This window comes from Thermithiobacillus tepidarius DSM 3134 (assembly GCF_000423825.1).
Classification (GTDB): domain Bacteria; phylum Pseudomonadota; class Gammaproteobacteria; order Acidithiobacillales; family Thermithiobacillaceae; genus Thermithiobacillus; species Thermithiobacillus tepidarius.
The window spans coordinates 99,413-115,230 of record NZ_AUIS01000004.1 but is presented as its reverse complement, the minus strand read 5'-3'; the positions used below and the strand labels follow the sequence as shown (position 1 = coordinate 115,230).

The 15,818-nt window shown below is 66.5% G+C and carries 12 protein-coding genes; 8 read left to right on the top strand and 4 right to left on the bottom strand.

The window, feature by feature from the left end:
• Positions 1-16: 16 nt before the first annotated feature.
• The 6 genes from G579_RS0102125 (at position 17) to G579_RS15310 (ending at position 9,793) form a co-directional block, all read left to right on the top strand.
• On the top strand, positions 17-397 hold the full coding sequence (locus G579_RS0102125) for a hypothetical protein (protein WP_028988871.1): 381 nt from the start codon (positions 17-19) through the stop codon (positions 395-397).
• Between the two features lie 95 nt (positions 398-492).
• Complete coding sequence (locus G579_RS15315; RefSeq protein ID WP_162142956.1) at positions 493-2,232, top strand: alkaline phosphatase D family protein; 1,740 nt, start codon at positions 493-495, stop codon at positions 2,230-2,232.
• A gap of 596 nt (positions 2,233-2,828) precedes the next feature.
• On the top strand, positions 2,829-4,076 hold the full coding sequence (locus G579_RS0102115) for a YeaH/YhbH family protein (protein ID WP_028988870.1): 1,248 nt from the start codon (positions 2,829-2,831) through the stop codon (positions 4,074-4,076).
• Positions 4,073-5,566, top strand: coding sequence for a SpoVR family protein (locus tag G579_RS0102110; RefSeq protein ID WP_028988869.1), 1,494 nt, complete (start codon positions 4,073-4,075; stop codon positions 5,564-5,566). Before G579_RS0102115 ends, G579_RS0102110 begins: the two co-directional genes overlap by 4 nt.
• Before the next feature lie 154 nt (positions 5,567-5,720).
• A complete protein-coding gene (locus G579_RS0102105) occupies positions 5,721-7,640 on the top strand; it encodes a PrkA family serine protein kinase (protein ID WP_038017631.1) in 1,920 nt (639 codons plus the stop codon).
• A 128-nt stretch (positions 7,641-7,768) separates the two neighbouring features.
• Positions 7,769-9,793: a hypothetical protein gene (locus G579_RS15310; protein WP_051180722.1), complete on the top strand. Its 2,025-nt coding sequence runs from the start codon at positions 7,769-7,771 to the stop codon at positions 9,791-9,793.
• A 19-nt stretch (positions 9,794-9,812) separates the two neighbouring features.
• Here the strand turns inward: G579_RS15310 and G579_RS15305 are convergent, their stop codons facing one another.
• Together G579_RS15305 and G579_RS0102090 are read right to left on the bottom strand one after the other, a co-directional pair.
• Complete coding sequence (locus G579_RS15305) at positions 9,813-10,268, bottom strand: rhodanese-like domain-containing protein (protein ID WP_051180721.1); 456 nt, start codon at positions 10,266-10,268, stop codon at positions 9,813-9,815.
• 84 nt (positions 10,269-10,352) lie between these two features.
• Positions 10,353-11,072, bottom strand: a complete 720-nt coding sequence (locus G579_RS0102090; RefSeq protein WP_028988867.1) for a hypothetical protein — start codon at positions 11,070-11,072, stop codon at positions 10,353-10,355.
• 249 nt (positions 11,073-11,321) lie between these two features.
• On the opposite strand from G579_RS0102090, the gene G579_RS0102085 reads away from it, so the two are divergent.
• Positions 11,322-11,819 carry a hypothetical protein gene (locus G579_RS0102085; RefSeq protein WP_051180720.1) on the top strand — a complete coding sequence of 166 codons (498 nt, stop codon included), beginning with the start codon at positions 11,322-11,324 and terminating at the stop codon, positions 11,817-11,819.
• Between the two features lie 179 nt (positions 11,820-11,998).
• On the opposite strand, the gene G579_RS0102080 is transcribed toward G579_RS0102085, so the two are convergent.
• Both G579_RS0102080 and G579_RS0102075 read right to left on the bottom strand, forming a co-directional pair.
• Positions 11,999-12,778 carry a PhzF family phenazine biosynthesis protein gene (locus G579_RS0102080; RefSeq protein WP_028988865.1) on the bottom strand — a complete coding sequence of 260 codons (780 nt, stop codon included), beginning with the start codon at positions 12,776-12,778 and terminating at the stop codon, positions 11,999-12,001.
• A gap of 24 nt (positions 12,779-12,802) precedes the next feature.
• Entirely contained in the window at positions 12,803-13,339 is a 537-nt protein-coding gene (locus G579_RS0102075) for a DsrE family protein (RefSeq protein ID WP_038017628.1), read from the bottom strand.
• Positions 13,340-13,510: 171 nt separating this feature from the next.
• Between G579_RS0102075 and rfbD the strand changes: the two genes are divergently transcribed.
• On the top strand, positions 13,511-15,784 hold the full coding sequence (gene rfbD, locus G579_RS15300) for a dTDP-4-dehydrorhamnose reductase (RefSeq protein WP_051180719.1): 2,274 nt from the start codon (positions 13,511-13,513) through the stop codon (positions 15,782-15,784).
• Positions 15,785-15,818 lie beyond the last annotated feature (34 nt).

Sequence of the window (15,818 nt, the reverse complement as noted above, 5' to 3'; positions counted from 1 at the left end):
TCCGCCGCGAGGGAACATGGACGACGAAGCGCAGGCCAGCAGCCAAGCCGCCCTGAGAACCTTCTTCCAGCTGGCGGCACGCTGGAATCTGAGCCGCAGCCAGGGCATGCGGCTGCTCGGCGTGGACGCGGAGGCCACCTACAACGCCTGGAAGCAGGGCCGGGTCACCCACATTCCCGAGGCGACCCGGGTACGGCTGGAGATCCTCGCCGACATCCACGAAGCACTGCGCGTGCTCTATGGGCGCTATCGCGACACCTTCTACCCACGGGTGCTGAAGCCCGCCGACCATCCCCTGCTGGGCGGGCGCAAGGCGCTGGATTTGCTGCTCTCCGGGGAACTGGCGGACCTGCAGCGGCTGCAGCGCTATCTGCACGCCCTGCGCGACGAGGCGTAAGCCCCGCTTCCCGCCCGCCGCTGTCATCAAAGTGCAACATGCCTGTGCTATCTAGAAGCGCTCCACTTTCAACCGTTCAGGACAGGGGGCGCGAGATGGACAGGCGAAGATTCCTCAAGGCGATGCTGGCGACCGGCTCCACCGCCTGGCTGGTGGGGTGCTATTCCGATGGCGTGACGCAAAGCAGCTACGGCAACCCCGTGAGCTTTCAGAGCACGGGCCAGGCGGCCGGCCTGCTGAATGCGGATCTCCTGGCAGAGGACTTCCAGATCGACCCGGCCATCGACCCGAATCCCATCTTCAGCCTCAGTGTCGCCTCCGGCGATCCGCGACCCCACGGCATCGTGCTGTGGACGCGGGTGGACCCGCAGGCCATGGCCAATCCGCAGAAGCCCGGCACGGTGGCCTTCGAGATCGCCACCGATCCGGGTTTCGCGCGCAACAGCGTGCGCGTGCGCGGCTTGGCGCAATTGGACCCCGCCCGCGACTACACGGTCAAGCTGCCCATCGAGCACGACGCGCTGGCACCCTTCCAGCATTACTACTACCGCTTCATCTATCAAAAGGCCGCCAGCCGCACCGGCCGCTTCAAGACCCTGCCGGCGCCCGATGCCGCCGTGGAGCGGGTCAGCTTCGCCTTCGCCTCCTGCCAGGACTACTCCAACGGCTACTACACGGCTCTGGCGCACCTGGCCCGGGAATCCGTCGATTTCATCGTCTTCCTGGGCGACTACATCTACGAAACGGTGAGCGATCCGAGCTTCCAGGGCGCCCAGGTGCGCCCGGTCCCGCCGCTGCCCAGCGGCCAGACCGCCGCGGCCGACCTGGCGGATTACCGGCATCTGTACCGGGTCTACAAGGCCGACCCCAACGCGCAGGCGCTGCACGAGCAGTTCACCTTCATCCAGCTCTGGGACGACCACGAGTTCGCCAACGACTGCCACCAGGACTACCATCCCGACAACAATCCGAGCCCCGAGACGCCCACGCCGGCGCTGCGCCAGGCAGCCAATCAGGCCTGGTCCGAGTACGGTCTGGCGGATGTGTCCTTCGACCCCCAGCGCCCGCCGCTGGAGTCCATTCGCACCTACCGCAGCTTCCGCTTCGGCCAGCTCATGGAACTGGTGGCCACCGACGAGCGCCTGTACCGGGATGGGCCGGTGTGCGGCAACGACACCCTGCAACGCTACCTGAGCCTGCGCTGCGCCGCCGCCGAGAGCCCGGCCCGCACCATGCTCGGCGCCAGCCAGCGCGACTGGTTCCTGGACACCATGCGCCAGAGCACCGCCACCTGGAAGCTGTGGGCCAACGAAGTCACCCTGATGCAGATGCGGGTGCTGGCCGGCTTCGTGAATCTGGACCAGTGGGACGGCTACCCGGCCGAGCGCGCCAACCTGCTCTCCTCGCTGGCCCTGAGCGGGGTGAAGAACCTGGTCGCCATCACCGGCGACATCCACAGCTTCATCGCCGGTTATCTCAAGACCGACTTCGACGATCTGTCCGCGCCGGTCGGCGTGGAGCTGGTGGTGGGCTCCGTCACCTCCGCCAACCTGCTGGAGCTGGCCGCCTCCCAGGTGCCGCTGCCCAGCGCACCGCTGCCGCTGCCCATCCCCACCCCCGCCGGCATGAGCGTCGAGAGCGTGCTCATGGCCAGCAATCCGCACATGCGCTACTTCAACTCCTCCACGCATGGCTACTGCCTCATGGAAGTGCGTCCCGAAGCGGCCACCTGCGTCATGAAGGCCGTCAGCACCATCCGCGAGCCGCAGGCCACCGTGAGTACCCTGAGGACTTTCGTGATCCCGCGGGATCGGGTGGAACTCGTTCCCGTTTAGCGCCCCGCCCTCAGCCGCTTGCGCCTGGGCGCGGGCGGCGCGCATCCGACCAAGGGCGGACGGACCCGCCCTGCGTCCGTGCTAATCTTTATATCGGTTTAGAAGCTGACTATAACTCGTTGGTTTGAAACGCCTCCGCAGTTATCCGCCGCCAGCGGACCGGGCCGTCCCTCCACGCTGGATGCCGGGTTGCAGCGACTCTCGCGGCGACCTTGCCTATCAGCGGAATCAGGCCTAATTGCTCTTCAGACAGCTTGAGCCTTACGGTGGATTCCAACGCCACTCTTCGGGACTACGCTGTAGTCTTAAGTCAGGCGCGGAAACCGGCGGCACGCTCCCATCCCGGCGCGCTCCCGCTCGCCAGCCGGCCACCGTCACGCCATCTCCAACGCCCGTCGGGGCCGATGGCGTGCCTGGCAGCAGTCTGTTCTGGCTCGTTCTTTCTCACTTTTCTCCACGCCAGCCTTGAGGAATCGCAGCGGTCCTGCTGCATCCCCGCTGGCGTTTGGGCGGGCCCCAGGTCCGCATTTCGTACCCATTGTCCACCGCCCCCGTATCCTATAATCCAACAATAAGCGGGCCCAAGAAGGTAGCTTATGACCAACATGATTATTGATCGCAGGCAAAATGGTCCCGGCAAAAGCGTGGACAACCGCCGCCGCTTCATCCGCCGCTACAAGGAGGCCATCGAAAAGGCCGTGGTGGATCTGGTGGACCAGAAGTCCATCACGGACATGGGCAACGGCGGCAAGGTTCGCATTCCCCGGAAGCTGCTGGACGAGCCCACTTTCCGCCATGCCAAGGGCGGCTTGCACGAAGGCGTGCTGCCCGGCAACCGCGAGTACACGACCGGCGACCGCATCCCGCGGCCCGACGGGGGCGGCGGCCGGGGCGGCGGCGCCTCCGACGAGACCGGCGGCGAGGACGATTTCGTCTTCGAGCTGAACCGCGACGAATTCCTGCATTTTCTCTTCGCCGGACTGGCCCTGCCGGCCATGGTGAAGAAGAAGCTCGCCAGCATCGAGGAGTGGAAGCCCAAGCGCGCCGGCTGGTCCACCAGCGGCATTCCCTCGCAGATGGACGTGGTGCGCACGCTGCGCCAATCCATGGGGCGGCACATCGCCCTGACCAGCAAGGAGCGCCGGCGATTGGCGGAGCTGACCGCCGAGGGCCGGACCGACGAGCCGCTGGAGGACGGCGCGCAAGCGGCCGTGGCCGAGGAGATCCACGCGCTGCGGACGCGGATCGCGCGGGTGCCCTTCCTGGACCCGGTGGACCTGCGCTACCACAACCGCGTGAAGATGCCGGTGCCGACCACCAAGGCCGTGGTCTTCAACATCATGGACGTCTCCGGCTCCATGGGCCAGCACGAGAAGGACATGGCCAAGCGCTTCTTCGCCCTGCTCTACCTCTTCCTGCAGCGGCGCTACGACCGGATCGACGTGGTCTTCATCCGCCACCACGCCATCGCCCAGGAAGTGGACGAGAACGAATTCTTCTACAGCACGAGCAGCGGCGGCACCATCGTCTCCAGCGCGCTCAGCCTCACCCGCCGCATCCTGGAGGAGCGCTACAACGCGGACTGGAACGTCTACGTCTGCCAGGCCACCGACGGCGACAACTTCATCCAGGACAACGAGACCAGCATCCGCCTGCTGCGCGATCTGTTGCCGCGGGTGCAGTACTACGCCTATGTGGAGATCGGCGGCAAGGCCCTGAGCGATCTGTGGACCCCCTACGCGCGGGTGGCGGAGGAGTTCAAGCATCTGCAGATGAAGCAAGTGGAAGGACCGGAGGACATCTATCCGGTCTTCCGCGAGCTCTTCAGTCCGGAGGCCGCATGAAGTATCCCTTTGAAAGCGGCGACTGGAGCTTCGAGCAGCTGGAGCTGGCCCTGTCCATCCTCGGCGAGATCGCCGCGGAATACGGCCTGGACACCTACCCCAACCAGTTGGAGGTCATCAGCGCCGAGCAGATGATCGATGCCTACACCTCGGTCGGCATGCCGATCCACTACGGCCACTGGAGCTACGGCAAGGAATTCATCCGCACGCTGCAGTCCTACCGCCGCGGCGAGATGGGCCTGGCCTACGAGATGGTCATCAACAGCAACCCGTGCATCTCCTACCTGATGGAGGAGAACACCATGGTGCTGCAGACCCTGGTCATCGCCCACGCCGCCTTCGGCCACAACGCCTTTTTCAAGAACAACTACCTGTTCCAGATGTGGACCGATGCCGAAGGCATCGTCGACTACCTGCTCTTCGCCCGCAACTACATCCGCCGTTGCGAGGAAAAGTACGGCGAACGGCGGGTGGAGTATCTGCTCGATGCCTGCCACGCCCTATCCGCCTACGGCGTGGACCGCTACAAGAAGCCCAAGCCCCTGTCCGCCGAGGAGGAGGAGCGGCGCGCCCTGGAGCGCCTGGAGTTCCAGCGCGAGGGCTACGACGAGGTGTGGCGCACCGTGCCCATCGCCGACACGCCGGCCGCCAAGCGCAGCCAGGAGGCGCCCGAGGAGAACATCCTCTACTTCTTCGAAAAGAAGGGCGTGAAGCTGCAGCCCTGGGAGCGGGAAATCATCCGCATCGTGCGCAAGCTGCAGCAGTATTTCTATCCGCAGAGCCAGACCAAGGTCAGCAACGAGGGCTACGCCACCTTCTGGCATTACACCCTGGTCAACGCCCTCTACGACCGCGGCCTGGTGAGCGACAAGTTCATGCTGGAGTTCCTCAAGCATCACGCCAACGTGATCTTCCAGCCCGGCTACGACGACCCGCGCTACAGCGGCCTGAACCCCTACAAGCTGGGTTTCTCGATCTACTCGGACATCCGCCGCATCTGCGAGGAGCCCACCGAGGAGGACGCCCGCTGGTTCCCGGATCTCGTCGGCCGCAACTGGGTGGAAGCCGTGCACGGCGCCATGCGCGATTACCGGGACGACAGCTTCATCGCCCAGTTCCTGAGCCCCAAGGTCATGCGCGACCTGCGGCTCTTCGTGGTGGTGGACGACGAGCGGGAGGACGAGATCGAGATCGGCGCCATCCACGACGAGCGCGGCTACCGCGGCGTGCGCGAGAAGCTGAGCCAGCTCTATACCCGCCACAACTTCGTGCCGGACATCCAGATCCAGTCCGCCAACCTGGACAGCGACCGGGTGCTGACCCTGCGGCACACCCCCTACCAGCGCCGTCCGCTGGACGAGGCGCAGGCGCGCGACACCCTGGAATACCTGGCCAACCTGTGGGGCTTTCCGGTGATCCTGGAAACGGTCGAGGACGGCGAACCCACCCTATGGATGAGCATGGATCCGGCGGAAGCCCCGGAATGGTGAAAGGAGGCAGCCAGTGCAGGCCGCCTGGCTGCGAGCAGGCAGCGAGAGGTAGCAAAAGATCAGCGAAGTCAGTGCCATAGCGTCATTGTTCAAAGCGCAGAACCGGCTCCTTATTTGCCCGCCGCGGGCGGGACGCGTCATGGAGATAGTCAGCATGCAAACCCTACTGAGCAGCGTAAAACGCAAGTATTCCGAACCCGAGGAAAGCTACACCATCGAAGAGTTTCTGGACCTCTGCAAGGAGGATCCGTCCGCCTACATGACGCCGGCCGAGCGGCTGCTGCAGGCCATCGGCGAACCGGAACTGCTGGACACCAAGCACGATCCGCGCCTGAGCCGCATCTTTTCCAACAAGGTGATCAAGGTCTATCCGGCCTTCCGCGAGTTCTACGGCATGGAAGCGGCGGTGGAGCAGATCGTGAGCTTCTTCAAGCATGCCGCCCAAGGCCTGGAGGAGCGCAAGCAGATCCTGTACCTGCTCGGCCCGGTCGGCGGCGGCAAGTCGTCCCTGGCGGAAAAGCTCAAGCGCCTGATGGAGATGGTGCCTTTCTACGCCATCAAGGGCTCGCCGGTCTTCGACGACCCGCTCGGCCTCTTCGACCCGGAGCACGACGGCGAATACCTGGAGCAGGAATACGGCATTCCGCGCCGCTATCTCACCGGCATCGTGTCGCCCTGGCTGATCAAGCGCATCCGCGAGAACAAGGGCGACATCAGCAAGCTGCGGGTGGTGCGGCTCTATCCCTCCATCCAGCATCAAACCGCCATCGCCAAGACCGAGCCCGGCGACGACAACAACCAGGACATCTCCGCCCTGGTCGGCAAGGTGGACATCCGCAAGCTGGCCGACTTCTCCCAGGACGACCCGGACGCCTACAGCTTCTCCGGCGCCCTGTGCAAGGGCAATCGCGGCATCATGGAGTTCGTGGAGATGTTCAAGGCGCCCTTGAAGGTCCTGCACCCGCTCTTGACCGCCACCCAGGAGGGCAACTACAACGGCACCGAGTCCATGAGCGGCATTCCGTTCCAGGGCATCCTCCTGGCCCACTCCAACGAAAGCGAGTGGCTGCAGTTCCGCAACAACAAGGCCAACGAGGCGTTCCTGGACCGCGTCTACACCATCAAGGTGCCCTACTGCCTGCGGGTGGACGAAGAGATCAAGATCTACGAGAAGATGCTGCACAATTCCTCGCTGGCCGCCTCCCCCTGCGCGCCGGGCACGCTGCGCATGCTGGCCGAGTTTTCGGTGATGACGCGCCTGGTCAAGCCGGAAAACAGCTCGCTCTACAGCAAGATGCGCGTCTACAACGGCGAGAACATCAAGGAGACCGATCCGCGCGCCAAGTCGGTGGCCGAGTACCGCGAGCAGGCGGGGGTGAACGAGGGCATGAGCGGCATCAGCACCCGCTTCGCCTTCAAGGTGCTGTCCAAGGTCTTCAATTACGATCCGACCGAGGTGGCGGCCAACCCCATCCACCTGATGCTGATCCTGGAGCAGGAGATCATCCGCGAGCAGTTCACCGAGGAGACCCAGAGCCGCTACCTGGAAATCCTCAAGGAGCTGCAGCAGCGCTACGTGGAGTTCATCGCCCACGAGATCCAGACCGCCTACCTGGAGAGCTACTCCGATTACGGTCAGAACCTCTTCGACCGCTACGTGCTCTACGCCGACTACTGGATGCAGGACAACGAGTTCCGCGATCCGGACACCGGCCAGATCTACGACCGCGCGGCCCTGAACGCCGAGCTGGAGAAGATCGAGAAGCCGGCGGGCATCGCCAACCCGAAGGACTTCCGCAACGAGATCGTCAACTTCAGCCTGCGCTACCGGGCCAACAACGGCGGCCGCAACCCGCGCTGGGACTCCTACGAGAAGATCAAGACCGTGCTGGAAAAGCGCATGTTCGCCAATACCGAGGAGATCCTGCCGGTGATCAGCTTCACCAGCAAGGGCAGCCAGGACGAGCAGAAGAAGCACGATGCCTTCGTGGAGCGCATGCAGGAGCGTGGCTACACGCCCAAGCAGGTGCACCTGGTGGTGGACTGGTTCATGCGGGTGCGCAAGAGCTCCTGAGGCCTCGCCGCAGCAACCGAGACACAGGCGCCTGCGGGCGCCTGTTTTTTGGCAATCAGACTCGCGCCGGGCGCGCCCGCAGGTCCGGCCCGCTAGAGTACCGCTTCCGAGCCTGTCACAGGGATCACATGGAAAACGCCCTGGTCACCATCGAGCAGATATTGGCGCAGATGAACCGGGAGCCCTTCACGGAAGACGGGCGTCTGGTGCGCCGGCTCCTATGCGCCCTGCGACCGCGCGATCCGCGGGACGTGGGCGCGGCCGCGGTGCTGCTCGAAGCCTTGACCGCGCTGCTGCAGCGGCGCCCGGATTACGCCGAGGCCCTGCGCCGCCATGTGATCGCCCTGCTGCTGGCCAAGAATTTCTTCCGCCTGCTGCTGGACTCGGGCATCCTGTCCGAGCGGGGCTTCGGCAAGGAGCTCTCCCGCCGACTGCGCTTCCGCCTCCTGCCGCTGCCGCCCAATCCCAACTCGCTGCGCGACTGGACCGACCGGGTCTTCCTGCCCAAGGACCATGCCTGGATCGAAGGCATCGATCCCGGTCTCTGGGAACGGCTGCTGGCGGCCCTGCACTTCGAGCGGATCAGCGGCGAGGACAAGGCCGAACTCGTGCAGCGGATGGAAACCGTGGTAGTCGCCCTGTCCCACCAGATCGCCGCCGGCGGGCTGAATCCGGAACTGCTGCGCCTGGATCCCAGCCTCGACGAGTACGACTCGCCCTTTCTCGCCCAGTACGAGGAAATCAACGCCTGGCTGCGCGGGCGCACGGCTCCGGACGCCGACGCCAGCCACGCCCGCGTCCTGCTCGCTCAATGCGCGGAAGTGCTCGACAAGATCCGCCGTCGCGCCCACACGGCCGGCACCAGCGTGGAGCTGACCTACGCCGCCATCCGTCTCGAGCAGCAAATCCAGCGCCTGGAGGACCTGCTCACCCTGCTGGAAGCGCCCGGCATCGGGCAGCAACTGCCGATCCTGGCGAAGCTCCTGGCCGGCATCCTCGCCGGCGCGGCCCAGCGCTACAGCCCCAAGGCGCTCATGGCCGCCACCACCGGGCGGCTCGCCTACCAGATCACCCAGCACGTGGCCCACACCGGCCAGCACTACGTGGCGGAGAGTCCGCGCGAGCACTGGACCATGTTCCTGGCGGCGGCCGGCGCCGGTCCCATCATCGCCCTGATGGCGCTCCTCAAGATCCGCCTCCAGGACATGCACTATGCGCCCCTGTCGGAACTGGCGCTGGTCAGTCTCGATTACGCGCTGGGTTTCGTCATCATCTACATGCTGCATTTCACGGTCGCCACCAAGCAGCCAGCCATGACCGCCACCTTCATGGTCAATGCCCTGCAGCAGATCCGCAACAGCCAGCAGGAGCGGCGCATGCTGGTCTGCTTCGTCGGCCGGGTCTTCAAGTCGCAGATGATGTCCATCCTGGGCAACCTCTTTCTCGCCTTCGGCACGGCCTTCGCCCTGGCCTACGCCGCCCGGGAGGCGCTGGGCTGGCGGCTGGTGGAACCCGCCAAGGCGCTGCAGCTCCTGCAGGACGTGCAGCCCTTCACGTCCCTGGCGCTGTTCTACGCCGGGGTGGCGGGCGTCGGCCTCTTTCTATCGGGCGTGGTGTCGGGCTACTACGACAACAAGGCGGTCTATGAGCAGGTGAGCGAACGCCTGGCCCGACTGCGCTGGGCGGCGCGGGTGTTCGGACCGGGCCGTTGGCGCCGGATGAGCGAGTATGCCGGCGACCATCTCGGCGGCATCATGGGCAACGCCTTCTTCGGGCTCTATCTCGGCCTCTTCGGCGCGCTCGGCAAGCTGACCGGGCTGCCGCTGGACATCCGGCACATCGCCTTTTCCGCCGCCAATACCGCCTATGCCTGGCAGAGCCTGAACTTCCACGCAGTCAACCACACCCTGGCGCTGGCCTTGGCCGGCGTGCTGCTGATCGGCTTCGCCAATCTCATGGTGAGCTTCGGGCTGGCCTTTTACGTGGCTTTGCGGGCGACCCGCACCCCGCCGCGCCGTGCCGCCCAGCAGTTGGGGCGCGCTCTGCTCGCCCTGCTGGCCGCCCCCCTGCGGCTGCTCACCCTGCGCGGAGATCGCTGCGACCAGGCGCGCCTGGAGAAGGCGATCGAGGCCCAGGAATCCGCCCATCAGTAGGATGCGGCCGCTGTGCCGCTCAGGAGGCGGCGAGCAGCGGCTGCAGCACCGGATGACCCGCCGCCGCCCAGGCATGCATGCCGCCCGCCATGCTCACGGCCGTGTGACAGCCGAGTTCATGCAGCAGCTCAATGGCCGCCAGACTGCGGCTGCCGGAGCGGCACACGCAGAGCAGGAACACGCCCTGCTCGCTCAGCCGGCGCAGCTCGGCCAGCACGCCGGGCACGCGCTCCAGCCCGTCGGCGCATTCCTCGGCTTCCTCGGCCGTCAGCGGCCGCTTGGCAAAGGCTTTGAGCGCATACAGCGGCAGCCGCTCGGCCTGCCCAATGACGGGCGAGCACTCCAGCTCCCAAGGCTGACGTACGTCGACCACCACGCCCAGACCGGCGCCGATCAGGTCCGCCGCCGTGGCGATGCTGATCTCGGGCCGCTGCAAAGCCGGGTTGAAGGCATCTTGGACTGCAGCTTGGCGCATCTCAATTCTCCGTGTCGTTTCGCTGAAATTGTCAGTGCGCTGCAGCCTAGCAGAACTTTTTTGCAAAAAAATGACAGTGGCGCATCAGATGGCCAGCAGCAGCACGGCGTAAGCGCCGGCGCCCAGGAGAAAGGCGGAAAAGCGGCTGCGCCGTTCCTCGGGCAGTTCCTCCTTGAGCACGTTGAGGATCACGCCGCCGGCCAGGAAGGCCACCAGCACCACCAAGGCCAGATCGGAAATCACCGTGGCGCGCCCCAGCGCCCAGCCCGCCACGATGGCGGCGGCCAGGATCCAGCGCCCTACCCGGGTATAGGCCGCCTTGTGGTCCTCGCGCAGGCCGAAGTCGGTGACCACGAAGTGCAGGGCCATGGCCACGGTAAAGAGCACCAGGCTGATGACGCCCGGTTGCTCGCGATGCACCAGCAGATAGCCGACCAAGCCGTTGTACAAGGCGAAGGAGGCCATGTGCAGCCAGAACACCTGCGGGCTGGTGGCGTCCGCCGCGCCGGCGCTGCGCTGGGCGTGGCGCGAGGATTTGGCCAGCCGCTCGAGGCCGTAGAAGGTGATCAGGCCGACGAGGGCGATGAGATAAGCATGGCTTTCCATGAAGCGGAGCACGCCCAGCCGCCGGAACACCTCCTGTCCCCGATCCAATTCCGGCAGCAGGTGCATGAATACGTAAGCCACCGACACGCCGCCGGCCGCCGACAGCCAGCGGCTGCGCGGAATGCCCTCCAGAAAGCGCAGCTTGCCGGCGAAAAGATGCACCGAGACCAGCAGCAGCGCAGCGATCAGCGTCAGCATCCGCCATCCTCCCCGGCATGGGTCATCTGGTCTGGTAGACAGTTCACCGGCTGCGAGTTTCACTGCGGAACACGCGTTTCCGACCTTGGTTGCACGCCCGCGCAGGCGTGCCGCGACGCCGGAACTCCCCGCCCGCGGACAAGCTCATTAGGGATAAGCCTGCTCCTCCGGCGCCCGCCGTCATGAAGCCGGCCGGCGCAGCACGGGTCAGCGAGTCCGTATTCCCGCCATCACGAACAGGAGGACCTTATGATTTCCCCGCGCACGCGCACCTTCCTGCAGACCCTGGGCCTCGGCGCCCTTGCCGGCATGCGCAGCATGGCGGCGCCCGCGCTCCTGAGCGATCACCTGGCCCGCCAACCAGCACCGCCAAATGAGGACAAATTGATCAGACGCATGAGCTCGCCCAGGACCTCCGCTCTGCTCAAATGGCTGGCGGCCGGCGAAATGATGGGCGACAAGCTGCCGGTAACGCCGGACCGCACCATCCTGCCGTTCCTGCTCGGACGGGCCGGCTCAGGCGCCCTGGTCGGCGCCACTCTCTTTGCCGCAGACGGCCGTAGGCGCGGCGCCGGCGCCCTGCTCGGCTCCGTGGCTGCGGTGGCCGCCGCCTACGGCAGCCTGCGCCTGCGCCGGCGGGCCGGGCAGAAACTGCACGTGCGCGATCCGCTGGTCGGCGCGGCCGAGGACGCGCTGGTGGCCGGCAGCGGCCTTGGCCTGCTCAAGCTGCCGGGCCCGGGCCGCTAGCGGGAACTATCCACAATTTCCGGGGATAACCCTGTGCACAAAAGGGATAAGTGCTGCCAAAGTCGCACCCTGCACCGGCGGCGGCCGGGGAGGCACGGCATCCGGCTTGACATGGCAGCGTCTGCGCGATGGCTCCGCCATGTTGTAAACGAACTGTACAACGTGCGGCGGATGCCGCCTCAGAGCGTGATCTGTCCAGCCAGGTACTGGACGGCCTGGCCGGCGATGGCGACCCGATCGCCCTTCAGCTCGCACCACAGCTCCCCGCCCCGCCGCGACACCTGCTGTGCACGCAGGCACTGCCGGCCCAGGCGCCCGGTCCAGAACGGGGTCAGTGCGCAGTGGGCCGAGCCCGTCACCGGGTCTTCGTCGATGCCGCAGCGCGGCGCGAAGAAGCGCGACACGAAATCCGCCTCGCGCCCCGGCGCCGTGACGATCACCCCGCGCCGGTCCAGCCGCTCCAGATGGCGCATGTCCGGCCGCAGGGCGCGCACGGCCGCCTCATCGGAGAGCAGCACCAGGTAATCCGTGCCGGCCAGCACCATGAGCGGCGCCACGCCCAACCCGTCGAGCAGCGCGGCGGGCGCCGCGCAGGGCTGCACGACTTCCGCCGGAAAATCCATCACCAGCCACTCGCCGTCCCGGCGCACGCGCAGCGTACCACTGCGGGATTCGAATACGACCTCGTCGGACCTGCCCGGCTGCATGCCGAAGATCACGAAGGCGGCGGCCAGGGTCGCGTGGCCGCACAGGTCCACTTCCGTCACTGGCGTGAACCAGCGGATGCGGAAAGCCTCGCCTTCCGGCACGAAAAAGGCCGTTTCCGACAGGTTGTTTTCCTGGGCGATGGCCTGCAGCAGCCCGTCTTCCGGCCAGCCGTCGAGCGGGCATACGGCGGCTGGATTGCCGGCAAAGACGCGGCTGGCGAAGGCGTCGATCTGGTAGAGCGGGATAGGCATGGTCAGGCTCTCCCCTGCCGCGGCTCAGAAGCGGATGTAGGCATAGCCGCGCTGCTGCAGGTCGATGAGGCGGGTATAGGCATCGTGGACGATGACGACCCCGGGCAAAACGTCCTCGGGCCGCCAGCCCTGCGCCTTCATGGTGACGCCGCACAGCTCCACGCTTACGCCGTGGGCCAGCAGCTCCCCGATCACCTTGTCATTGGGATTGTAGGCGAATTCGTCCTTCTTGAAGCGCTGGTAGGCGGCATCGTTGAGCACCCAATAGGCGGCGGGTCCGTGCAGGACCACGCTGACGTGCAGCTGCCCCGGCGCCACGCCCTGCGACTTGTAGGCCTCCAGCAGCCCGCGCACGTAGTACAAGGCCTTGCCGATGCCCGCCTCCCAGACGTCGTCCTTGACGTCATAGGCCACACGGATGTCCTGGCGCTTCTCAACTTGGATGATGGGCCGCTGGGCCGCCGTCGCTGCGGCAGCCGGCGCCGCGGCGTGGGCGGCGGGGAGGCTCAGCGACGCGGCGACGGCCAGCGGCAGAAAAAGGAACTGGATTCGACGAAACATGAAAACATCCTCAGCAATGCGTTTCGATACCGTCGAGTATAGCCGACCCCAAGCAGCCCCGGCCGCTCTGCTTCAGTCCGAAGCCTGATGGTTACAGCGCAACGGCTCCTTTACATTCGGAGTCTCCTGTCTGCAAAAATCGCGCTTTGCCGGGAATCAGGAGGGAAACCCATGAACTCACCGGTTTTCAACACGCACGGCCTGGAGTTGTGGGGCGGCGTCGAATGCACCGTGAACCGGGTCGGAGATCAATACTTCGACCAACTGGCCTGGAGTGGGCATGCCCAGCGCATCGAGGATCTGGATCGCTTCGCGTCCTTGGGCCTGAAAATCCTGCGCTATCCCATCCTGTGGGAACGCATCGCGCCCGACGGGATCGACGCGGCCGACTGGCGCTGGGCCGATGAGCGCCTGCACCGCCTGCGCGAGCTGGACATCACGCCCATCGTCGGTTTCGTCCACCACGGCAGCGGCCCCCGCTACACCGGCCTCCTGGACCCGGCCTTCGCCGACAAGCTGGCAGCCTTCGCCGCCGCCTTCGCGCAGCGCTACCCCTGGGTGGAACTGTTCACGCCGGTGAACGAGCCGCTCACCACGGCGCGCTTCAGCGGCTTGTACGGCCTCTGGCATCCGCACCGGCGCGACGAGGCGAGCTTCATCCGGATTCTCTTCAACGAATGCCGCGGCGTCGTGCGCGCCATGGAGGCCATCCGCGCCGTCAATCCGGCCGCCCGCCTGATCCAGACCGAGGATCTGCGCAAGGTCTTCAGCACGGCCAGGCTGGCCTACCAGGCCGATTTCGAAAATGAACGGCGTTGGCTCGGCTTCGATCTGCTGATGGGCCGCGTGGACCAGCATCACCCCCTGTGGTCCTACCTGCTCGAAAGCGGGCAGCGCGAGGCCGACATCCTCTGGTTTCAGGAGCACGCCTGCCCGCCGGACGTGCTGGGGCTCAACTATTATCTGACCAGCGAGCGCTTCCTGGACGAGTGTCTCGAACGCTATCCGCCGCACACCCACGGCGGCAACGGCCGCGACCGCTACGTGGACGCGGAGGCCGTGCGCGTGCGTGCCCTGGGCCTGTGGGGGCCGAAAGCCCTGCTGGGCGAATGCTGGGAGCGCTTCCGGCTGCCGATGGCGATCACCGAGGTCCACAACGGCTGCACGCGGGAAGAGCAATTGCGCTGGTTCATGTACGTCTGGCAGGCGGCCGCGGACGCCCGGCGCGCGGGAATGGACCTGCGCGCCGTCACCGCCTGGACCCTGCTGGGCGCCTATGACTGGAACAGTCTGGTCACTCAGGCCAACGGCCACTACGAGCCCGGGGTCTTCGACCTGAGCGGGACGCAGCCGCGCCCCACCGCCCTGGCCGGGCTGCTCCGGGACCTGAGCGAGGGCCGTGAGCCGCGTCACCCGCTGCTGGATTCGCCGGGCTGGTGGCAACGGCCGCAGCGCCTCAGCTTCGGCATCTCCGTGCTCGACGCCAGCACGGCCGAGCAGCTGAAACAGAAGCGCCGGGACCGGCGCACGGCCCAATTCGGCCTCCCACGGGCGCTGGTGATCGTCGGGGCGCGCGGCACCTTGGGCCGGGCCTTCGCCCGGATCTGCAAGATCCGCGGCATCCCCTACCGGCTGCTGAGCCGGGCGGACATGGACATCGCCGATGCCGACATGGTCGCCGCGACACTCGGCGCGCTCCAGCCCTGGGCCGTGGTCAATGCCGCCGGCTACGTCCGCGTCGACGACGCGGAACGCGAGCCGGAGCGCTGCTTTCGGGAAAACGCCCAGGGGCCCGGCGCACTGGCGCAGGTCTGCGCGCGGCTGGGCCTGCCCCTGCTGACCTTCTCTTCCGATCTGGTCTTCGACGGAGAACAGGATCGGCCCTACCATGAGGCAGATCCGGCGCTGCCGCTGAACGTCTATGGCAGGAGCAAGGCCGAAGCGGAAAGGCTGGTGCTGGCCCACTGCCCCCGTTCCCTCGTCGTCCGCACCAGCGCCTTTTTCGGTCCGTGGGACGAGTACAACTTCGTGACCGTGGCCCTGCGCACCCTGGCGGCCGGCCAGCGCTTCCGGGCCGCCGACGACGCCATCGTCTCGCCCACCTACGTGCCCGACCTGGTCAATGCCTGCCTGGACCTCCTGATCGACGGCGAATCCGGCATCTGGCATCTGGCCAACCGGGGACAGATCTCCTGGGCGGCGCTGGCGCGGCGGATGGCGCAAGCCGCGGGCCTGGATCCCAGGCGCGTCACCGCCTGCCGACAGGACGAGTTGGCCTTGCCCGCCCGGCGGCCGCGCTACAGCGCCCTGTCCAGCGGGCGGGGCATTTTGCTGCCTCCGCTGGACAGGGCGCTGGAGCGCTACCTGGCCGAGTGCGAAGTGGACTGGCAGGCCGCCCTGGCGGTGGACACGCGCGTCAGCGTGCCTGCGCAGGGCACGTCCTGAAGCGAAAAACAGCCGGCGGCTTCGGCCGACCGGC